This window comes from Microbacterium sp. MYb66 (assembly GCF_002979435.1).
Classification (GTDB): domain Bacteria; phylum Actinomycetota; class Actinomycetes; order Actinomycetales; family Microbacteriaceae; genus Microbacterium.
Map to the genome: position 1 here is coordinate 109,018 of NZ_PCOV01000002.1, position 17,205 is coordinate 126,222.

The window sequence follows — 17,205 nt, forward strand, 5'->3', positions numbered from 1 at the left end:
TCATCTCCTCGGAGCTTCCGGAGTGCATCCAGAGAGGTGGATCATCCCCCATGTCGTCGCGCGCTGAGCGCAATCTCCTCATAGAGAGCAACCTCCCTCTGGTCGGATACCTCGCCGCCGAGACCCATTCCCGCGCCACTCACATCCCCCGTGACGAGCTCGCGGCCGTCGGTGCGCTCGCGCTCGTGACCGCCGCCGAGGCGTTCGATCCTGCACTGGGCGTCCCCTTCGGCGCGTACGCGCGCCGCCGCATCCTCGGCGCCTTCGCCGACGAGATGCGCTCGATGGACTGGGCGTCCCGCGGCATCCGCAAGCGCATCAAGGAGACGGTCGCCGTCCGCGACACCCTCACCGCCGCGCTCGGCAGAACCGCGACGGCCGCCGAGGTCGCCACGGCGATGGGCGTCGCGAAGGCGATCGTCGTCGAAGCGCTCGGCGACGCCGCGCGCAGCGTGACCACGATCGACGACCCCTCCGCCCGCGACGTGGCCGCCGAGATCCCGCTTCCCGAGGAATCGGCACTCGTCGGCGAACGGCGCGAGGTGCTCGAGCGGGCCGTCGCCGCCCTCCCGGAGCGCATGCGCCGGATCGTGCAGGCGGTGTACTTCGACGAGCGACCGGTCAAGGAGATCGCCGAGGAGCTGGGCGTGACGCACTCCGCGGTCTCGCAGCAGCGCTCCGAGGCGATCAGGCTCCTGCGCGATGCGCTGGACCGATACTTCGCCGAGGGACAGGCCCCTGCCACCACGACACGGGTCTCCGCCGGAGCACGCGACGCGTACTTCTCGCGGATCGCCGATGCGGCAGGGTCCCGGATCGCGGACATCTTCCGCGAATCCGCCCCCGCCTGACCCGCGCGCTCGACTAACGGACGCGCGCCCTCCGCCGATAGGTGTGTGCGGGAGACCACGGATGGTCCCCCGGTACGAACAAATCACGGAGGAGACCCTCATGGGTATGCAGATCAACACCAATGTGTCGGCGCTCAACGCCTACCGCAACCTGTCCAGCACGCAGAACGACCTGTCGAAGTCGCTCGAGAAGCTCTCGAGCGGTCTGCGCATCAACCGCGCGGCGGACGACGCTGCAGGCCTCGCGATCTCCGAGGGCCTGCGCTCGCAGGTCAACGGCCTGAACGTCGCGGCCCGCAACGCCCAGGACGGCATCTCGGTCATCCAGACTGCAGAAGGCGCCCTGACCGAGGTCCACTCGATCCTGCAGCGCGTTCGCGACCTGACCGCTCAGGGTGCGAACGACTCGAACAACGCGAAGTCGCGCGACGCGATCCAGAAGGAGATCAACACCCTCGGTGATGAGCTCACCCGGATCGCCGAGAGCACGAACTTCAACGGCATCAAGCTGCTCTCGGGCGGCACGACGCTGACGTTCCAGGTCGGCGCGGGCGCCGTCGCCGCCGAGGACCAGATCTCGGTGGCCCTGACCAACTTCGCCGACCTCGGCGCGGACATCAAGGGCTACGCGGCGACGATGACGACGGCGGCGACGTACGGCGCCGCACTCGCCGATCTCGACACCGAGATCCAGGCGGTCTCGACCGCACGCGCCGGCTACGGTGCACTGCAGAACCGGTTCGAGTCGACCATCAACAGCCTCAACGTGTCGGCGGAGAACCTCGCCGCCGCCGAGAGCCGCATCCGCGACACCGACATGGCGTCCGAGATGGTCAAGTTCACCTCGGCGAACATCCTGTCGCAGGCGGGCACGGCCATGCTGGCCCAGGCCAACCAGGCCAACCAGGGCGTGCTCCAGCTGCTGCGCTGAACCACGCCGTAGGAGGTCCGGGTGGCGGCGTCCACCGCCACCCGGGCCTCCTCCGCACTGCACCTGAATCGGAAAGGCGCGCATGTCCCTCTCACTCGACGGTCTCGTCTCCGGCCTGAAGACCACGGAGGTCATCAAGGCCCTGATGGACGTGCACGCCATCCCGCGCTCGCTGCTCAAGGCGAAGATGGATGACAAGAACGGCATCGTCACCCAGCTGCAGACGCTGAACACCGCGATCCAGAATCTCGCCACGGCCGCCGAGAAGGCCGCGTCGCGCGACGGACTGGCCCGATTCACGACATCGTCGTCGTCGACCTCGGTCACCGTCGCCACTCGCGCCGGCGCCGCTCCCGTCTCGGCGGAGATCGTCGTAGACGCGGTCGCGAAGAACCACACCATCGTCTCGGCAGCCTCGAACGGGTGGCCCGTCGATCCGCCGGTGATCACCCTTGAGAACGCCAAGGGCGAGCGTCTGCAGATCGAGGCCGACGGCGTCTCGATGCAAGACGTCGCCCAGGCCATCAACGAAGCGGGCTTCGGAGTCGTCGCCTCCGCTGTGCCCGCGGGCCGCGATGCCGACGGCAACCCCCTGCACCGCCTGCAGCTGCGCGCGGCCGACTCCGGCGAAGGCGGTCAGTTCCGCGCCCATCGCGGCGATGTCGCCGCGGTCGAGGCCGGCACCGCGTCCGACCTCGCGACCGAAGCGGGAGCGGCCGTCATCGCGGTGGGCGCCGACGCACGGCTGCGACTGTGGGCGGGCACCAGTGCCGAACAGGTGCTGACCTCGTCGAACAACACCTTCACCGACCTGTTCGACGGTGTCGACGTGACGGTGTCCGGGGTATCCGCCGACCCCGTCACGGTCGGTGTGACCATCGACACCGAGGCCCGCACGAAGGCCTCCGCCGACTTCATCGCCGCGGTCAAGGACATCCTCACACGCATCGACAACGGATCGAAGGCCACCGTCGCCGCGAACCCGGGCGACAAGACGACCCTGGGCGTGTTCACCGGCGACAGCACCGTCCGCTCGCTGCGGACGGCGATCGCCGACGCCATCCAGTATCCGGTGGACGGCGTCTCCCCCTCCTCCATCGGCATCTCCACCGACATGTACGGTGTGCTGACCTTCGACGAGGAGAAGTTCGCCGAAGCCCTCGCGAAAGACCCGGATGCGGTCGCCGGACTGTTCTCCGACGTCGCCGCGCGCGTGCAGGACACCGCGAAGGTCTACTCCGACAAGTACGAAGGCCTGCTCACCTCCCGAATCACCGGCCAGGAGAGCGAGGTCAAGAGCCTCGGCGAGCAGATGGAGCGCTGGGACGTGCGCCTCGCCCAGCGGAAGGCGACGCTCGAGCGCACCTACGCCCGCCTCGAGGTGATGCTGTCGCAGCTGCAGTCGCAGTCGACCTACCTGTCGTCGCAGATCGCCGCCCTTCCGACCTCGAGCTCGGGGAAGTGAGCATGAACGCCGCCCTGCGTGCGCAGCAGCGCTACCGTGACGATGCCGTCCTCTCGGCACCACCCGAGCGTCTCGTGACGCTGCTGTACGACCGGCTGCTGCTCGACATCGAGCGCGGCGAGGCCGCCCAGCGGGCCGAGGACTGGACCGAGGCGAACGCCCAGCTCCAGCACGCGCAGGCCATCGTGTCGGAGCTGACCTCGTCGTTGACCGACGACTGGAACGGCAGCGCCGACCTGCGCTCGCTGTACGTGTTCCTGTCGCAGACCCTCATCGGCGCGAACATCGGCCGCGACCCCGAGCGCACACGCGCCTGCCACGGGATCGTCGCCCCGCTGCGGGAAGCCTGGCACGAAGCCGCGCGGACCGTCGCGGAGACGCGTTCGTGAGCGCAGACGACGTGACCGCAGACGATGTGACAGCGGAGTGGACCGACCTGCTGGATCGCCTCGAGCTCGACGCCGACCGGATCCTCGCGGCCGCCCCCGGAACCGCGGACACGGCCGTCATCGAAGCGTGGACACCACCCACCACTCCCCTGCCCCCGGCGCTCATCGACCGGGCCCGCCACGTGATCGAACGTCAGCGCCTCGCGATGGAGCGCGCCCGCACGGATCTCGACGGCCTCCGACAGCACCTCAGCGTGGTGGATCGGATCCCGGGGACCCGGCGCCCCGATGCTCCCGCATTCCTGGACGTGGACGGCTGAGACCGCTCGGCCGGCGTGGCCTCGGCGTCCCACGAGACGATCCGTGACCACCTATCGTCGTCTGGAGTCGCGTGATCTGCGCCGCGTGTTCACGAGACTGGCGATCAATCCAGTGAGCAACAGAAGGCCCGAAACGAGCCAGAGGATTGCCGCAATATTGCTGAGGGGAGAGACCTGTCTCAAGAGCATCGGGCCGATCAGATATCGCCGCTGTGCTACCTGCGGTCGACGGCTGAGACCGCTCCCTAACGCGGTGCGCGACCCTGCCGATAGAGCAGGGAGAGCACGGATGGCTCGCAAGACTCGGCCAGGGATCGGCCACACCACCACACACGGGGAGCGGTCGTGTTCGATTCTGTGACCATCAACGCGCTGACGAGTGCGCTCGACGGCCTCGCGCTGCGCCAGCGTGCGATCTCCGACAACATCGCCAACATCAACACCCCGAACTATCACGCCAAGCGCGTGCAGTTCGAGGAGGCGCTCGCCCGCTCGATCGATGCGGGCGACGGGCGGGTCGGCGCGACCGTCGGCACCTCCCTCGAGCCGACGCGCCTGAACGGCAACAACGTCAACCTCGACACCGAGACCCTGTCCAGCATCGACACGATGCTGCGCTACCAGTTCGCGACGCAGGCCGTGAACGGCTCGTTCACGTCGATGCGCACCGCGATGAGGACCTCATGACCTTCGACGCGATCGGCATCGCCGGCACCGGCCTGACCGTGCACCGCAAGTGGCTCGACGCCATCAGCGACAACATCGCCAACATCAACACCGCCACGGCGAGCAACGGTGCGGCCTTCCGTGCCCGCTACATCCTCGCCCAGACGAGCGACCAGTCGCCCGGGGTGTACGTGGCAGGCACCGTGCAGGGCAGCGCGCAGGGACGGCTCGTCCATCAGCCCGACCACCCGCTCGCGGACGCGGACGGCTACGTGCGCTATCCGGACATCGACCTCGGCGATCAGATGAGCCAGCTCATCCTCGCCCAGCGCGGGTACCAGGCCAGCGCGGCCATCGTGGACCGCGCGCGCAACTCCTACGAATCGGCACTGCAGATCGGACGCGGCTGATGGCCTCACTCCCCGGCATCGAAGCCATCTCCTCGACGTTCACCCTCGCCCCGCCCGCGACCGCACCCGCGAAGGCGACCGACGACACCGCCTTCGCGAACAGCGTCACCGGCGCTATCGACGAGCTGCGATCGCTGCAGTCCGACTCCGATGCGCTCAAGGTGGCCGCCGTCACCGGCGACCTCGACGACATCCACTCGGCGATGATCGCCTCCTCGCGCGCCGCCGTCACCCTCGAACTCGTCGCCGCCGTGCGCAACAAGGGCGTCGACGCGTTCAACGAGATCATGCGGATGCAAGCCTGATGCCCCAAGCCGTCACGAACGTGTTCCAGCGGATCGGACGCGTGATCGCGGGCTTCTCGCTCGCGCAGCGCACGATCGCGATCATCGGGGTCGCCGTGCTCGCGCTCGGCATCGTCGCGCTGTCCAGCTGGCTGAGCCGCCCGACATACACACCCCTGTTCTCCGGGATGAGCGCCTCCGACGCGAATGCCGTCGTCGAGCAGCTGCGATCCTCGTCCGTCCCCTACGAGCTCGCCGACGGCGGGGCCACCGTGCTGGTCCCGGAGAAGGACGTCTACGATCAGCGGCTCGCCGCAGCCTCCGCAGGGCTGCCCGGCTCGAGCTCCGGCGGGTACTCGCTGCTCGACGACATGGGTGTGACGACCTCGGAGTTCCAGCAGTCCGTCACCTTCAAGCGCGCCATCGAAGGCGAGCTCGCCGCCACGATCTCCTCGATCAAGGGCGTGACCGCCGCGTCGGTGCAGCTCGCGATCCCCGAGGAGAGCGTGTTCGTCTCGGAGACCGTCGACCCCACGGCATCCGTGTTCGTGGAGACGTCCGGCAGCTCGACGCTGTCGCCGAAGCAGGTCGAGGCCATCGTGCATCTCACCTCCGCAGCGGTCAGCGGCATGAAGCCCGAGAACGTCGCTGTGGTGGACCAGAGCGGTCAGACGCTCTCGGCCGCCGGTGTCGGAACCACGGGCGGCATGGACCAGCAGGCCAGCGACTACGAGGCACGGGTGACGGCGAGCGTGCAGCAGATGCTCGACACGGTCGTCGGACCGGGGAACGCCACCGTGACCGTCGTCGCCGAGATCGACCACTCCGTCAACGAGCGCGTCGAAGAGACCTACACCCCCGCCGAGGGCGCTCCCCCGCTCTCCGAGCAGAGCAGGACGGACAGGCAGAACGGCTCGAGCTCGAACGCCGGCGTGCTCGGCCCCGACAACATCGCGGTGCCGTCGGCCGAGGGGGATGGGACCTCCGAGTCCACGGAGACGTCGAAGACCAACGCGGTCAACAAGAGCACCCAGAGCACCTCGACCCCGGCCGGGACCCTGCTGCGCCAGTCGGTCTCCGTCGCGGTCGACGCCGGCGCGGGCGGCGACCTCAGCACGGCGCAGCTGAGCGATCTGGTCGAGACCGCCGCCGGGATCGACACCGAGCGCGGCGACGCCATCACGGTCGAACTCGTCTCGTTCAGCCAGACCAGCTCAGAGGCCGCTCAGGCCGCACTCCAGGCGGCCAAGGACGCCGAGGGCGCCGAACGCCAGTCTGTCCTGCTGAACACGCTGATCATCGCCGCCGCCATCGCCATCCCGCTGCTGGCTGGGGTCATCGCCCTCATCATGCGCTCACGGCGGCGGAACAGCGCTGCCGGCGAGTTCGACCAGCTCTTCGGCGACCGGCCGCCCGCGCTCTCCGCCCTCGACGCCGGTGCGGCGACCACCGCGATCGATCAGGCCCCCACGACGCCGCTGGCGTTCCTCGAGACCACTCCCGATCCGGAGCCGGAGCCCGACCCCGAGCCCGCGCAGGTCAGCCTCGAGCGCCGCCGCGCCGAGATCGACTCCCTGACGCGGCAGGATCCGAAGCGGACGGCAGAACTGCTGCGCACCCTCATCGACGACAGGCAGCACGTATGAGCGGGCTGACCGACCGGCAGACGGCGGCCGTCGTACTGATGAACCTCGAGCGCGCCCAGGCGATCGAGGTGATGAAGCACCTCTCGGAGTCGGAGGCGGAGGCCGTCGCCGCCGAGATCATCGAGCTGCAGAACCTGGATGCCGCGACCACCGCCCAGGCGCTCGGACAGTTCCACCGGATCGCGTCCGGGCATCTGCCGCCCGCCCGCGGCGGCCGTGACATCGCCGCGGGTCTGCTGGAGGCGACCTTCGGCGTGGAACGCGCCACCGCCGTGCTCGGCCGAGTCGGGTCGACATCCATGAACTCCTCGTTCGAGTTTCTCGGCTCCGCCGATCCGGCCCAGCTCGCGACGCTGCTCGACGGCGAGCTCCCGCAGACCGTCGCCCTGGTGCTCGCGCACCTTCCCACCGACCGGGCAGCGGCCGTGCTTGCCGCACTGCCCGATCCGACGCGCACCGACGTCGCCCACGCGATCGCGACCATGGGGACCGCGTCGCAGGAGGCGATCGCGATCGTCGCCGACGTGCTCAAGTCCCGCACCGGGACTTTCGCGGCCCGCGACACCCCCGAAGTGCTCGGCGGCGTCGAACCGCTGGTGGAGATCATCGCCCGCTCCGGAGCCACCGTCGAGAAGGCACTGCTGGCGAGCATCGAAGACCGGGACAGCGCTCTCGCGGAGGACATCCGCTCGCGCATGTTCACCTTCGCCGACATCGTGAAGCTCGACGACCGCGACACGCAGCGAGTGCTCCGCGGCATGGACATCCGCTCCCTGGCGCTCGCGCTGAAGGGCGCGCATCAGCCGATCGCCGACCTCATCCGCCGCAACGTATCCGAGCGAAACCGCGAGAACCTCGACGAGGAGGCCCGCACGCTCGGTCCGGTGCGCGTCTCGCAGGTCGAAGAGGCACGAGCCGAGATCGTGCGCACCATCCGCGCCTTGGAGGCGGCCGGCGACATCACGGTGCAGCGCGCCGACGAGGACGAGTATGTCTACTGACGCCTTCGCACCGGTGCGGTTCCCGCGTCTCGACGGACGCGAGATCGGTGCCGAGCATGCGGCTGCGCGGTTGCGCGGCTACGCCGAGGGTCATGCGGAGGGCTTCCGTGCAGGGTCCGCGGAGGCGGCAGCGGCCCGGCGCACGGCCGAGGCCGAGCAGACCGCCCGGGACGCGGCCGCAGCGCGCGAGATGGAGAGCGCGGTGGCTGCCCTCCGGGCGGCGGCGCGGTCTCTGGGCGATCGGGAACGCGAGCTGACCGCGGCGGCGCAGGATCAGGTGCTGCGCTGCGCGATCGAGCTCGCGGAGCTGATCATCGCGGGAGAGCTCACGGATGCCGGGGCGGCGGCGGCCGCAGCCGCACGGCGCGCGATGGTGGGGGCGGACCCCGCCGAGGTCCGCGAGGTGCGTCTGCACCCGGACGATCTCCGCATGCTCGAGGGGACGGACGATGCGCTGGCCGCCTTCGCTCTGGTCGCCGACGACACGCTCGACCGCGGCGACGCCGTCGCGATCCTCGACCATGGCCGCATCGACGCCCGGATCGGCAGCGCGCTCGAGCGTGCTCGTCGCGCTCTCGCCGAGGTCGGGCCATGAACGCGTGGAGCGCGGTGCGCGAGGCGGTGCGACCGGAGCGCCTGGGCGAGGTCTCGCAGGTGCGAGGGCTGAGCGTGCAGGTGCGCGGACTCGAGGGCGCGGTGGGCGACGTCGTGACGCTCGACGGAGTCGACGCGGAGGTCGTGGCGATCGGCGAGGGCGGTCTGCGGTGCATGCCGCTCGGCCCGGTCGCAGGTCTCACCGTCGGGGCACCGGTGCGCGGTCGCGGAGGGCCACTGCGTGTGCCGACCGGGGCCGCTCTGCTCGGGCGCGTGCTCGACGGGCTCGGGCGTCCGATCGACGGAAAGGGCCCGCTGGCCGGGGCGACGACCGTGAGCCTCGATCACCCCGCACCCTCGATCATGGGGCGGGACCGGATCGAAGCCCCGCTCCCCCTCGGTGTGCGAGCGCTCGACACCCTCGTCAGCGTCGGACGCGGCCAGCGGGTCGGGCTCTTCGCCGGTTCCGGTGTGGGCAAATCCTCGCTGCTGTCGATGATCGCGCGCGGTACCGAGGCCGAGGTCACCGTGATCGCCCTCGTCGGCGAGCGCGGCCGCGAGGTGCGCGAGTTCATCGAGGACGACCTCGGCCCGGAAGGTCTCGCCCGGTCGGTCGTCGTGGTCTCGACCTCGGACCAGCCGGCCATGGCGCGCATCCGGGCGGCCTACACCGCCACGCGGATCGCCGAGGCGTTCCGCGACGAAGGGGCGCACGCCATCCTCATGATGGACTCCCTCACCCGCGTGGCGATGGCGCAGCGCGAGATCGGGCTGTCCGCCGGCGAGCCTCCGGCCACCCGCGGCTACCCGCCGTCGACGTTCTCCCTCCTCGCGGGGCTCCTGGAGCGGGCCGGCACCGACCGGCGCGGCTCCATCACGGGCATCTACACCGTGCTCGTCGACGGCGACGACCACAACGAACCCATCGCGGACACGGTCCGGTCGATCCTCGACGGCCACGTCGTACTCGATCGCGCGCTCGCGCTGTCGGGACACCATCCCGCGATCGACGTCCTCGGATCCGTCTCCCGGGTGGCCGGCAAGATCACCAGTCCTGAGCGCCGGGCCCATGCGACGACGCTGCGCGCGGTGCTCGCCGCCCGCCGCCGCGCCAACGACCTGATCGACATCGGCGCCTATCAGGCGGGGGCCGACCCCCGCATCGATGCGGCGATCGCGAACGAACGGGCGATCAGCGCGTTCCTCACTCAGCCGCTCGACGAGACGAGCGGGATCGGCGAATCCTGGCGCCGCCTGGACGAGCTGGTCGCGGCGTTCGGAGGAGTCTCATGACACGGTCCTTCTCTCTGGCCGGCCTCCTGCGCGTGCGCGAGATCCAGGAGCGCGCCGCCGCCCAGCGCCTCTCCCGCGCCGTGATCGACGCCCAGCACACCGAGGCCCGCGACCGTTCCCTCCGGGCGCACCTCGCCGGGGCGGGAAGCGAAGCCGTCGACGTCCGCTCGCTCGCCGCCCTCGCCGCCGCCAGAGTGGCCGGCAGGACCCTGCTCGCCGACCTGACCACGCTCTCGGAACTGCAGGAGCAGACGGTCGACCGCGCACGCACGGAGCACGCGGAAGCACGGAGGGCGATGCGCGGGCTCGACCGTCTCGCCGAGGCCCATGCCGTGAAGGTGCGCGCGGCCGAGCTGCACGCGGAGCAGTCGGAGCTCGATGAGATCGGATCGCGCATCCGCACGGAGGGCCCCTCATGACCTCACTCGGAATCGTCGACATGCTCGACTCGCGAGGGACGCGGCCGGCCGGACCGGGGGCGGGCTCCCGACACGCCACGCCCGGCGCCGCGGCGTTCGCGGACGTGATCCAGGATGCCGCACGCACTCCTGCCGCGGAGGGATCGCGTGCGGACGGCGCACCCGCGGAGACCGCGACGGAAGCACCCTCGGGTGTCGGGTTCGCCCCCGCCCCGCCGGATCTCGGCTCGCTCGCTCCCGCGCTCACTGCCTCCGTGGACATCGACGTGGATGCTGCCGTGGATGCCGACCCGCTCGTCGCCGTGCCCGCGGAGGATTCGTCCGCCGCAGCGATACTCGTGCCGACGGACGCCGCGGCTGGCGCCGCCACGACGACGAGGGGACTCGACGCGGGCATCGTTCCCGCGGCCGGCGTCGTCACGGCGGACCTCGCCGCGATCGCCGGTTCGAGCAGTGCGCTCTCGACCCCGGCAGGAACGGGCATGCCGTCCACCGCTGTCCGCATCCCCCCGGCGCTCGCCCCGCAGGGCGGGCCCCGCATGACCGCGAATGCCGTCGACTCTGCGACCGCCGCCGCACCCTCGGCCCCTGCGGCAGAATCCTCGACGCTCCCTCCCGCGAGCGCACTCGGTTCGGCAGGCATGACGGAAGAAGCGACCACCGCCGCGGCCCCGCGCGTCAGCACCGTCGGCGTCGCCGAGACGACGACCCGCTCCGAACGGACCGCCTCGACGGCGCCCACCGCCGATGCTGCGGCGGACTCGACCGCGCGGAGGCCCGAGTCCGCGGCTCCGGCATCCGTCCCGGCCCCCACGCCTGCCACCCCGTCCGGCGAGGCGCTCCCTGTGCCACCTGCCGCCGGCGGCACCCCTGCTGTCGCATCCGCAGCCGCACTCGCCCCGGCAGCACCCGCCGCAGCCGCCGCGCGGCCGGTGCTGCTCCCCCAGATCGCGGCGCCCATCGTCTCGCTCGCGCAGGCCGCGGACGGCGATCACAGCCTCACCCTGACCGTGTCGCCGGAGAACCTCGGGCCGGTGACGGTGCGGGCGCACATCTCGGGCGGCGCCATCCACATCGAGCTGCACGCGCCGACCGACCTCGGCCGCGATGCGCTGCGGGCCCTCCTCGTCGACCTCCGCCGGGATCTCGCCGCCGCGGCACCGCACGCCTCCCTCCTGCTGTCGACCTCGGACGACGGCCCCGGTTCGGCGACTCCGCAGAACTCACCGAACGGCAACGGGTCCGCACCGGGCGGCCCGTCGAACGGCACCGCCGCCGGAACGGGCACGGGTGGCCACGGTGGCCGGGACGGCCCCGGCGCAGGCTCCACCCCTGCCGTCCCCGCATCCGCAGCCGAGGAGCCCTCTCCTCTCCCCCTCGCCACGCCGCACGGCGGCATCGAAGTCTTCGCCTGATCCGAGAGGAAACACATGACCACGGTCGACGCCATCTCCGGCACCATCCCGCCCTCTGGAGTGCAGACGGGGAGCACCACGCCCGCGGCCGAGCGCAAGAAGACGCTCGACTCCGAGGTGTTCCTGAAGCTGCTGGTGACCCAGCTCACCAACCAGGACCCCAGCTCGCCCATGAACACCAACGAGATGATCTCGCAGACCACTCAGCTGGCCTCGATGGAGCAGCTGACCGCGCTCACCGCGACGTCGACCGAGAGCTTCGCGCTCAGCATGCGGCAGACGGCCGCCGCGCTGATCGGCCACGAGGCGCAGTACGTCGACGAGAAGGGCGTCACGCAGAAGGGCATCGTCACCTCGGTCTCCTACGCCGGCCCCGTACCGCTCGTCACCATCGGCGAGGCATCCATCCCCCTCGACGCCGTCTCGGGCGTCTCCCTCGTCCCCCGCACGCAGTCCTGACCAGCCCCCTTCCAGAAAGGCATCACCATGCTCCGCTCTCTGTTCGCCGGAATCTCGGGTCTGCGTTCGCACCAGACCATGCTCGACGTCACGGGCAACAACATCGCCAACGTCAACACGACGGGCTTCAAGGCCTCGTCCGTGCAGTTCCAGGACTCGCTCTCGCAGCTGCTGCGCAACTCGATGATGCCGCAGCAGGCCGCCGGCGGTCAGAACCCCGCCCAGGTCGGTCTCGGTGTGCAGGTCGCCGGCATCAGCACGAACTTCGCCTCCGGGGCGCCGCAGCCCACCGGTGTGCCGACCGACCTCATGATCGCCGGCGACGGGTTCTTCGTGGTCCGTTCCGGCGGCGAGACCCTGTACACGCGCAACGGCGGCTTCTCGTTCGACGCGAGCGGCAAGCTGGTCTCGGCCGACGGCGCTCTCGTGCAGGGCTGGACCGCTCAGGGCGGGGCGATCGTCCCCGGACAGGGCATCGGCGACATCACGCTGCCGGTCGGAGCGCTGAGTCCCGCGACCGCGACCACCACTGCCCGCGTCACGGGCAACCTGCCCTCCGGCGCGGCCGTCGGCGACCAGCTGGTGCGCGACATCAAGACCTACGACGCCGAGGGCACCGCCACCTCGCTGCGTCTCACCTTCACCCGCACCGGCAACGGGTGGGACGTCACCGATCCCGCAGGGACGACCACGTCCCTCACGTTCACCGACGGCAAGCAGGCCGGGGCCTCCTCCATCGTGTCCGGCGGGATCACGGTCGACCTGTCCGCGGTCACCGGTTTCGCCGACGTCAGCGACGTCGCCATCAAGGAGCAGAACGGCAAGCCGGCCGGCACCCTGAGCTCGTACGCCCTGACCAACGACGGCAGCCTCGTCGGCACCTTCAGCAACGGCGACACCGAGGTGCTCGCACGCATCGCGCTGGCCGGCTTCGTCAACCCGGGCGGGCTCGAGAAGGCCGGCTCCTCGCAGTTCCGTCCCAGCGGCAACTCCGGCCAGCCCACACTCGGCCAGGCGGGATCCGAGGGCATGGGCGCCATCATCAGCGGCGCACTCGAGATGTCCAACGTCGACCTCTCGCAGGAGTTCACCAACCTGATCGTCGCTCAGCGCGGCTTCCAGGCGAACGCCCGCATCATCACCACCAGCGACGAAGTGCTGCAGGAGCTGACGAACCTCAAGCGCTGAGTCGGCGAGACGCCGCGGCCGCTCGTGAGATCACGAGCGGCCGCTGTCTTCTCTGCCGTCAGACCAGTTCGCTCACCAGCTGCTCGATGCGCGCCCGGATGTCGTCGCGGATCGGACGGACGGCGTCGATCCCCTGACCGGCCGGGTCGTCCAGCGTCCAGTCCTCGTAGCGCTTGCCGGGGAAGATGGGGCAGGCGTCGCCGCAGCCCATCGTGATGACGACATCCGACGCCTGCACGGCCGCGGTCGTGAGGACCTTGGGCTGTTCAGCGGTGATGTCGATCCCGAGTTCGCTCATGGCCTCGACGGCGATCGGATTGATCTGCTCGGCGGGCATGGAGCCGGCGGATCGCACCTCGATGCGGTCGCCGGCGATGTCGCGGAGGAATCCCGCGGCCATCTGCGAGCGTCCGGCGTTGTGCACGCAGACGAAGAGGACGGAGGGCTTGGTGGGCGTGTCGGTCATGGTCGCTCCTGGTGAATCGTCGGTCACGAGAGAAGGTCGTCGACGAGCACGCGCACGCGTCGGGCGATGTCGTCGCTGATGGCTTCGACGCCCTCGCGCGAGGCGAGGGCGGGGTCTCCGACCGCCCAGTCGTCGTAGCGGACGCCGGGGATCACGGGACAGACGTCGCCGCAGCCCATCGTGATGACGACATCGGACGCGCGGACGGCGTCGTCGGTGAGAGGTTTCGGGAAGCGCTCTGCGGCCGCATCGCCTTCGATCTCGGCGAGGATCGAGCGGACGTGCGGGTGGACGACGTCGGCAGGAGCGGACCCCGCCGAGCGCGCGACCACCTTGCCTGCTGCGAGCTTGTCGACCAGCGCTGCAGCGAGCTGCGAACGTCCGGCGTTGGCGACGCAGACGAAGAGCACCTGGGGCACGGATGCGTCGCGGTCGCGGGTGAGGTCGGCGAGGCGCTGGCGGGCGAAGCGCTCGGTGAGGGGAACGAGCGACGACGTCACCCGGGTATTCCGAGCGAGCGCGGTGTAGGACTCCCGAACGGTCGTGAGCACGACGTCGGCCTCGAGCTCGGGGACCTCCGCCGCGAGCTCCTCCGCCAGACGGGTCACTCGTGCGTCGAAGTCGGGCCGGCGCCGATCGTCTTCGTCGTCGACGCTCCATGGCGCGACAGACGCCGGCGCGAACGAATCGAGCAGAGCCGTCACGGCGGTGCGCCGGGTCGGGTTGATCCGGTACCAGACCCACGTCCCCCGGCGCTCCGAGGTGAGGACGTCGACGTCCTTGAGCACCTTGAGGTGATGGGACACCGTGGGCTGCGAGACGTCGGCGAGCTCGGCGAGATCGCAGACGCACGACTCTCCCCGCGGATCGGAGGCGATGGCGGACAGCATCCGCAGCCGCAGCGGATCCGACAGCGCCTTCAGCGTGGCCGCCACCGCGGAAGCGGTCTCCCGCCCGATGGCATGGCCGCCGGCGGGGCTGCCGGTGTCATCTGCGATCGTCCGGGTGACGTTCACGCCAGCGTCCCCTCCGCGGGGGACCTGCGTCCTCGGATCCACATGCATCTATATTGACGAATATCAATACAGAGGGCAACCGCTAGGAAGCGCTCCGTGCGCCGATCTGGAGGAGGGCGGGAGCTGCACAGCAGCCGGCCGCCGTCTCGTCGAATCCGCCCGAACCACCGCAGACCCCGGTCTCCGGAAGGGTGAGCTCGTTGCGAGCCGCTGCGTCGTGATCGCCGACGAGATGCGCGGCGACGCTGCGCACCTGCTCGTAGCCGGTCAGCGCAAGGAAGGTCGGCGCCCGGCCGTACGACTTGGCCCCCACGATGAAGAGCGCGTGCTCCGGATGCGCGAGCGCTCTCGCTCCGGTCGCCGACACCGATCCGCAGGAATGGATGTTCGGGTCGATCTCGGAGGCGATGCCCGCAACGGCTTCGAGCGCGGGATCGAGGTCGATCCGCAGCTCTCGCAGCATCCCCGTATCGGGTCGGAAGCCCGTGAGCGCGAACACGCGCCCGACCGCCGGCACCTCTCGCCCATCCTCGGCGACGACCGTCAGGCCGTCGGCGCCCTGCCGGAACTCGGCGACCCGGAATCCCCTCACCAGATCCACGACCCCGTCGTCGATGACCTTGCGCGCGCGCGAGCCGAGAGCGGCACGCTCGGGGAGCTCATCCCCGGCTCCGCCGCCGAACACGTTCGCGGCGTTTCCTCGGCGCAGCAGCCAGGTCACGCGAGTGCCCGGAGACCGGCGGGCGAGCTCGCTCAGGCGCAGCACGGCGTGCGTCGCCGAGTGCCCCGCTCCGATCACGACGACATGCGAGCCGGCGAGTTCGGAGACATCCGCCGGGATGCGGTACGAGATCAGATCGGCCGCCGCAGTCTCGCCGAGGGCCCGGAACCCGTCCGCCCCCGCGGGGTTCGGAAGCCCCCAGGTGCCGCTCGCATCGACGACCGCGCGAGCGATGATCCGGGCCTCATCACCCGCGGCACCGACGGTGTGGACGACGAACGGTCGGCTCCTGCGTCCGCCGTCGACGACCTTGTCGCCGCCCTGACGTGCAACCCCGGTGACCGTGGTCGCGTAGCGGACCCGCTCCCCCAGAGCATCCGCGAGGGGTGCCAGGTATTCGCGTATCCATTCCGCGCCGGTCGGATATCCCGAGGCGGGTGCACGCCAGCCCGTCGGCTCGAGCAGGCGACGAGAAGCCGCATCCGTGAGTTCCGGCCATGCCGAGAACAGGCGCACATGCCCCCACTCCGCGATCGCCGACGCCGGCTCGTGCCCACGTTCCACGACGACGACGTTCTCGCCGCGTTCGACAAGGTGCGCCGCGGCCGCAAGGCCCTGCGGGCCCGCTCCGATGACGACGACAGGAAGCTCGGACATCACATCTCCTCAGATCGAAAACTTTCAATATGAAGACTGTCGCCGATGTATCGAAGATTGTCAATACGTGCGAGAATGGACCCGTGACCCTGCCGACGACAATCGAAGCGCGCACCTGCTGCGTCCCGCCGATCACTCCCTCGATGTCCGTCGAGGACGCCGAACGTGTCGCCCGGGTGTTCAAGGCGCTCGGCGATCCGACGCGCGTCAGGCTGTTGTCCCTCATCGCCGCGGGAGCCGGCGGGGAGGCGTGCATCTGCGATCTGACCGAACCCGTCGGCCTCTCACAGGGCACCGTCTCCCACCACATGAAGCTCCTCGCGGAGGCGGGTCTTGTCACGCGCGAACAGCGCGGCAAGTGGGCCTACTTCGCCCTCAACGGCGACGCGATGGATGCCGCGGCCTCCGCCCTCCGCGCGGTGTGAGCACTCACCCTGGCCCAGGACGTCGTACCCGCGCCGACGGCGACCGACGACGGCAGGACCCCTTCCACAACCTTCCGTCCGGACCCAGCTGATCGGAGTTGCCAGGACTCCGCCGGTACTGTCGTATCCGGGAGAACGGAGCCGGGCATGAATGCGGTCGACGCGGTCGGGACCATCGCCGAGATCCTCTCGTGGATCGGCCTCGGCCTCGGCCTCCCGCTGCTCGCGGTCGTGTTCCTGGTGAAGGTGCACGACGGCTCCTGGCTGCCTCACGAGATCGTCATCGTCGAGGATGAGGACGGTCGGGCGCGCGCCCGCTGGTTCACCGCGGGCGACTTCTGGGAACGCCCGCTCCGCCCACAGGAGTCCGCTCACTGGCACGGTCGGGAAGCGGTCGACGCCTTCCTCAGCGAGCGGCACCCGAGCCTGATGCGATTCGAACCCCGAAGGCCCGTCCTCCACGCGTTCCAGGTACTCGGGATCACCTTGGCCGCCGTCGGCGCGGCCGCGGTCGCCCTCTCGATCGTCCTCCTGTTCATCGGCTGAAGCGACGGTCCGCCCGATGAGGGCGTGGGGTCCGCGGACAGGC

General features: G+C 70.4%; 21 protein-coding genes. 18 read left to right on the top strand and 3 right to left on the bottom strand.

The genetic code is table 11. The annotated features are described in order from the left end of the window. Window positions 1-50 precede the first annotated feature (50 nt). The 16 genes from CQ045_RS04300 (at window position 51) to CQ045_RS04375 (ending at window position 13,331) form a co-directional block, all read left to right on the top strand. A complete protein-coding gene (locus tag CQ045_RS04300; RefSeq protein WP_105721464.1) occupies window positions 51-851 on the top strand; it encodes a sigma-70 family RNA polymerase sigma factor in 801 nt (266 codons plus the stop codon). 100 nt (window positions 852-951) lie between these two features. After that, window positions 952-1,782, top strand: a complete 831-nt coding sequence (locus tag CQ045_RS04305; RefSeq protein ID WP_105721465.1) for a flagellin — start codon at window positions 952-954, stop codon at window positions 1,780-1,782. 82 nt (window positions 1,783-1,864) lie between these two features. Further along, entirely contained in the window at window positions 1,865-3,247 is a 1,383-nt protein-coding gene (fliD, locus tag CQ045_RS04310) for a flagellar filament capping protein FliD (RefSeq protein ID WP_105721466.1), read from the top strand. 2 nt (window positions 3,248-3,249) lie between these two features. Then, entirely contained in the window at window positions 3,250-3,636 is a 387-nt protein-coding gene (fliS, locus tag CQ045_RS04315; protein ID WP_105721467.1) for a flagellar export chaperone FliS, read from the top strand. Next, window positions 3,633-3,956 carry a hypothetical protein gene (locus CQ045_RS04320; RefSeq protein WP_258130948.1) on the top strand — a complete coding sequence of 108 codons (324 nt, stop codon included), beginning with the start codon at window positions 3,633-3,635 and terminating at the stop codon, window positions 3,954-3,956. Before fliS ends, CQ045_RS04320 begins: the two co-directional genes overlap by 4 nt. Window positions 3,957-4,301: 345 nt before the next feature. Continuing rightward, window positions 4,302-4,643: a flagellar basal body protein gene (locus CQ045_RS04325; protein ID WP_105721468.1), complete on the top strand. Its 342-nt coding sequence runs from the start codon at window positions 4,302-4,304 to the stop codon at window positions 4,641-4,643. Continuing rightward, the gene (locus CQ045_RS04330) at window positions 4,640-5,032 is read left to right on the top strand and encodes a flagellar basal body rod protein FlgC (RefSeq protein WP_105721469.1); all 393 of its coding nucleotides are present in this window, start codon (window positions 4,640-4,642) and stop codon (window positions 5,030-5,032) included. The genes CQ045_RS04325 and CQ045_RS04330 overlap by 4 nt, the downstream gene beginning before the upstream one ends. Beyond that, window positions 5,032-5,337 carry a flagellar hook-basal body complex protein FliE gene (gene fliE / locus CQ045_RS04335; RefSeq protein ID WP_105721470.1) on the top strand — a complete coding sequence of 102 codons (306 nt, stop codon included), beginning with the start codon at window positions 5,032-5,034 and terminating at the stop codon, window positions 5,335-5,337. The genes CQ045_RS04330 and fliE overlap by 1 nt, the downstream gene beginning before the upstream one ends. Then, on the top strand, window positions 5,337-6,962 hold the full coding sequence (fliF, locus tag CQ045_RS04340) for a flagellar basal-body MS-ring/collar protein FliF (protein ID WP_105721471.1): 1,626 nt from the start codon (window positions 5,337-5,339) through the stop codon (window positions 6,960-6,962). The genes fliE and fliF overlap by 1 nt, the downstream gene beginning before the upstream one ends. Continuing rightward, window positions 6,959-7,963 carry a flagellar motor switch protein FliG gene (gene fliG, locus CQ045_RS04345; RefSeq protein ID WP_105721472.1) on the top strand — a complete coding sequence of 335 codons (1,005 nt, stop codon included), beginning with the start codon at window positions 6,959-6,961 and terminating at the stop codon, window positions 7,961-7,963. The genes fliF and fliG overlap by 4 nt, the downstream gene beginning before the upstream one ends. After that, the gene (locus CQ045_RS04350) at window positions 7,953-8,558 is read left to right on the top strand and encodes a FliH/SctL family protein (protein ID WP_105721473.1); all 606 of its coding nucleotides are present in this window, start codon (window positions 7,953-7,955) and stop codon (window positions 8,556-8,558) included. The genes fliG and CQ045_RS04350 overlap by 11 nt, the downstream gene beginning before the upstream one ends. After that, window positions 8,555-9,850 (top strand): FliI/YscN family ATPase, encoded by a 1,296-nt coding sequence (locus CQ045_RS04355; RefSeq protein ID WP_105721474.1) that lies wholly within the window; start codon window positions 8,555-8,557, stop codon window positions 9,848-9,850. The genes CQ045_RS04350 and CQ045_RS04355 overlap by 4 nt, the downstream gene beginning before the upstream one ends. Next, a complete protein-coding gene (locus CQ045_RS04360; protein WP_105721475.1) occupies window positions 9,847-10,269 on the top strand; it encodes a hypothetical protein in 423 nt (140 codons plus the stop codon). Before CQ045_RS04355 ends, CQ045_RS04360 begins: the two co-directional genes overlap by 4 nt. Further along, window positions 10,266-11,684, top strand: a complete 1,419-nt coding sequence (locus CQ045_RS04365) for a flagellar hook-length control protein FliK (RefSeq protein WP_105721476.1) — start codon at window positions 10,266-10,268, stop codon at window positions 11,682-11,684. The genes CQ045_RS04360 and CQ045_RS04365 overlap by 4 nt, the downstream gene beginning before the upstream one ends. A gap of 15 nt (window positions 11,685-11,699) precedes the next feature. Next, window positions 11,700-12,143 (top strand): flagellar hook assembly protein FlgD, encoded by a 444-nt coding sequence (locus CQ045_RS04370; RefSeq protein WP_105721477.1) that lies wholly within the window; start codon window positions 11,700-11,702, stop codon window positions 12,141-12,143. Window positions 12,144-12,170: 27 nt separating this feature from the next. Next, complete coding sequence (locus tag CQ045_RS04375; RefSeq protein WP_105721478.1) at window positions 12,171-13,331, top strand: flagellar hook protein FlgE; 1,161 nt, start codon at window positions 12,171-12,173, stop codon at window positions 13,329-13,331. Window positions 13,332-13,389: 58 nt separating this feature from the next. On the opposite strand, the gene CQ045_RS04380 is transcribed toward CQ045_RS04375, so the two are convergent. The 3 genes from CQ045_RS04380 to CQ045_RS04390 form a co-directional block, all read right to left on the bottom strand. Then, window positions 13,390-13,797, bottom strand: coding sequence for an arsenate reductase ArsC (locus CQ045_RS04380; RefSeq protein WP_105721479.1), 408 nt, complete (start codon window positions 13,795-13,797; stop codon window positions 13,390-13,392). A gap of 23 nt (window positions 13,798-13,820) precedes the next feature. After that, window positions 13,821-14,813 (bottom strand): metalloregulator ArsR/SmtB family transcription factor, encoded by a 993-nt coding sequence (locus CQ045_RS04385; RefSeq protein WP_258130949.1) that lies wholly within the window; start codon window positions 14,811-14,813, stop codon window positions 13,821-13,823. Between the two features lie 82 nt (window positions 14,814-14,895). Then, window positions 14,896-16,191, bottom strand: coding sequence for an FAD-dependent oxidoreductase (locus CQ045_RS04390; RefSeq protein ID WP_105721481.1), 1,296 nt, complete (start codon window positions 16,189-16,191; stop codon window positions 14,896-14,898). A gap of 83 nt (window positions 16,192-16,274) precedes the next feature. Between CQ045_RS04390 and CQ045_RS04395 the strand changes: the two genes are divergently transcribed. Together CQ045_RS04395 and CQ045_RS04400 are read left to right on the top strand one after the other, a co-directional pair. Continuing rightward, window positions 16,275-16,616 (top strand): metalloregulator ArsR/SmtB family transcription factor, encoded by a 342-nt coding sequence (locus CQ045_RS04395; RefSeq protein WP_181156442.1) that lies wholly within the window; start codon window positions 16,275-16,277, stop codon window positions 16,614-16,616. Between the two features lie 147 nt (window positions 16,617-16,763). Further along, complete coding sequence (locus CQ045_RS04400; RefSeq protein WP_105721482.1) at window positions 16,764-17,162, top strand: hypothetical protein; 399 nt, start codon at window positions 16,764-16,766, stop codon at window positions 17,160-17,162. Window positions 17,163-17,205: the final 43 nt, after the last annotated feature.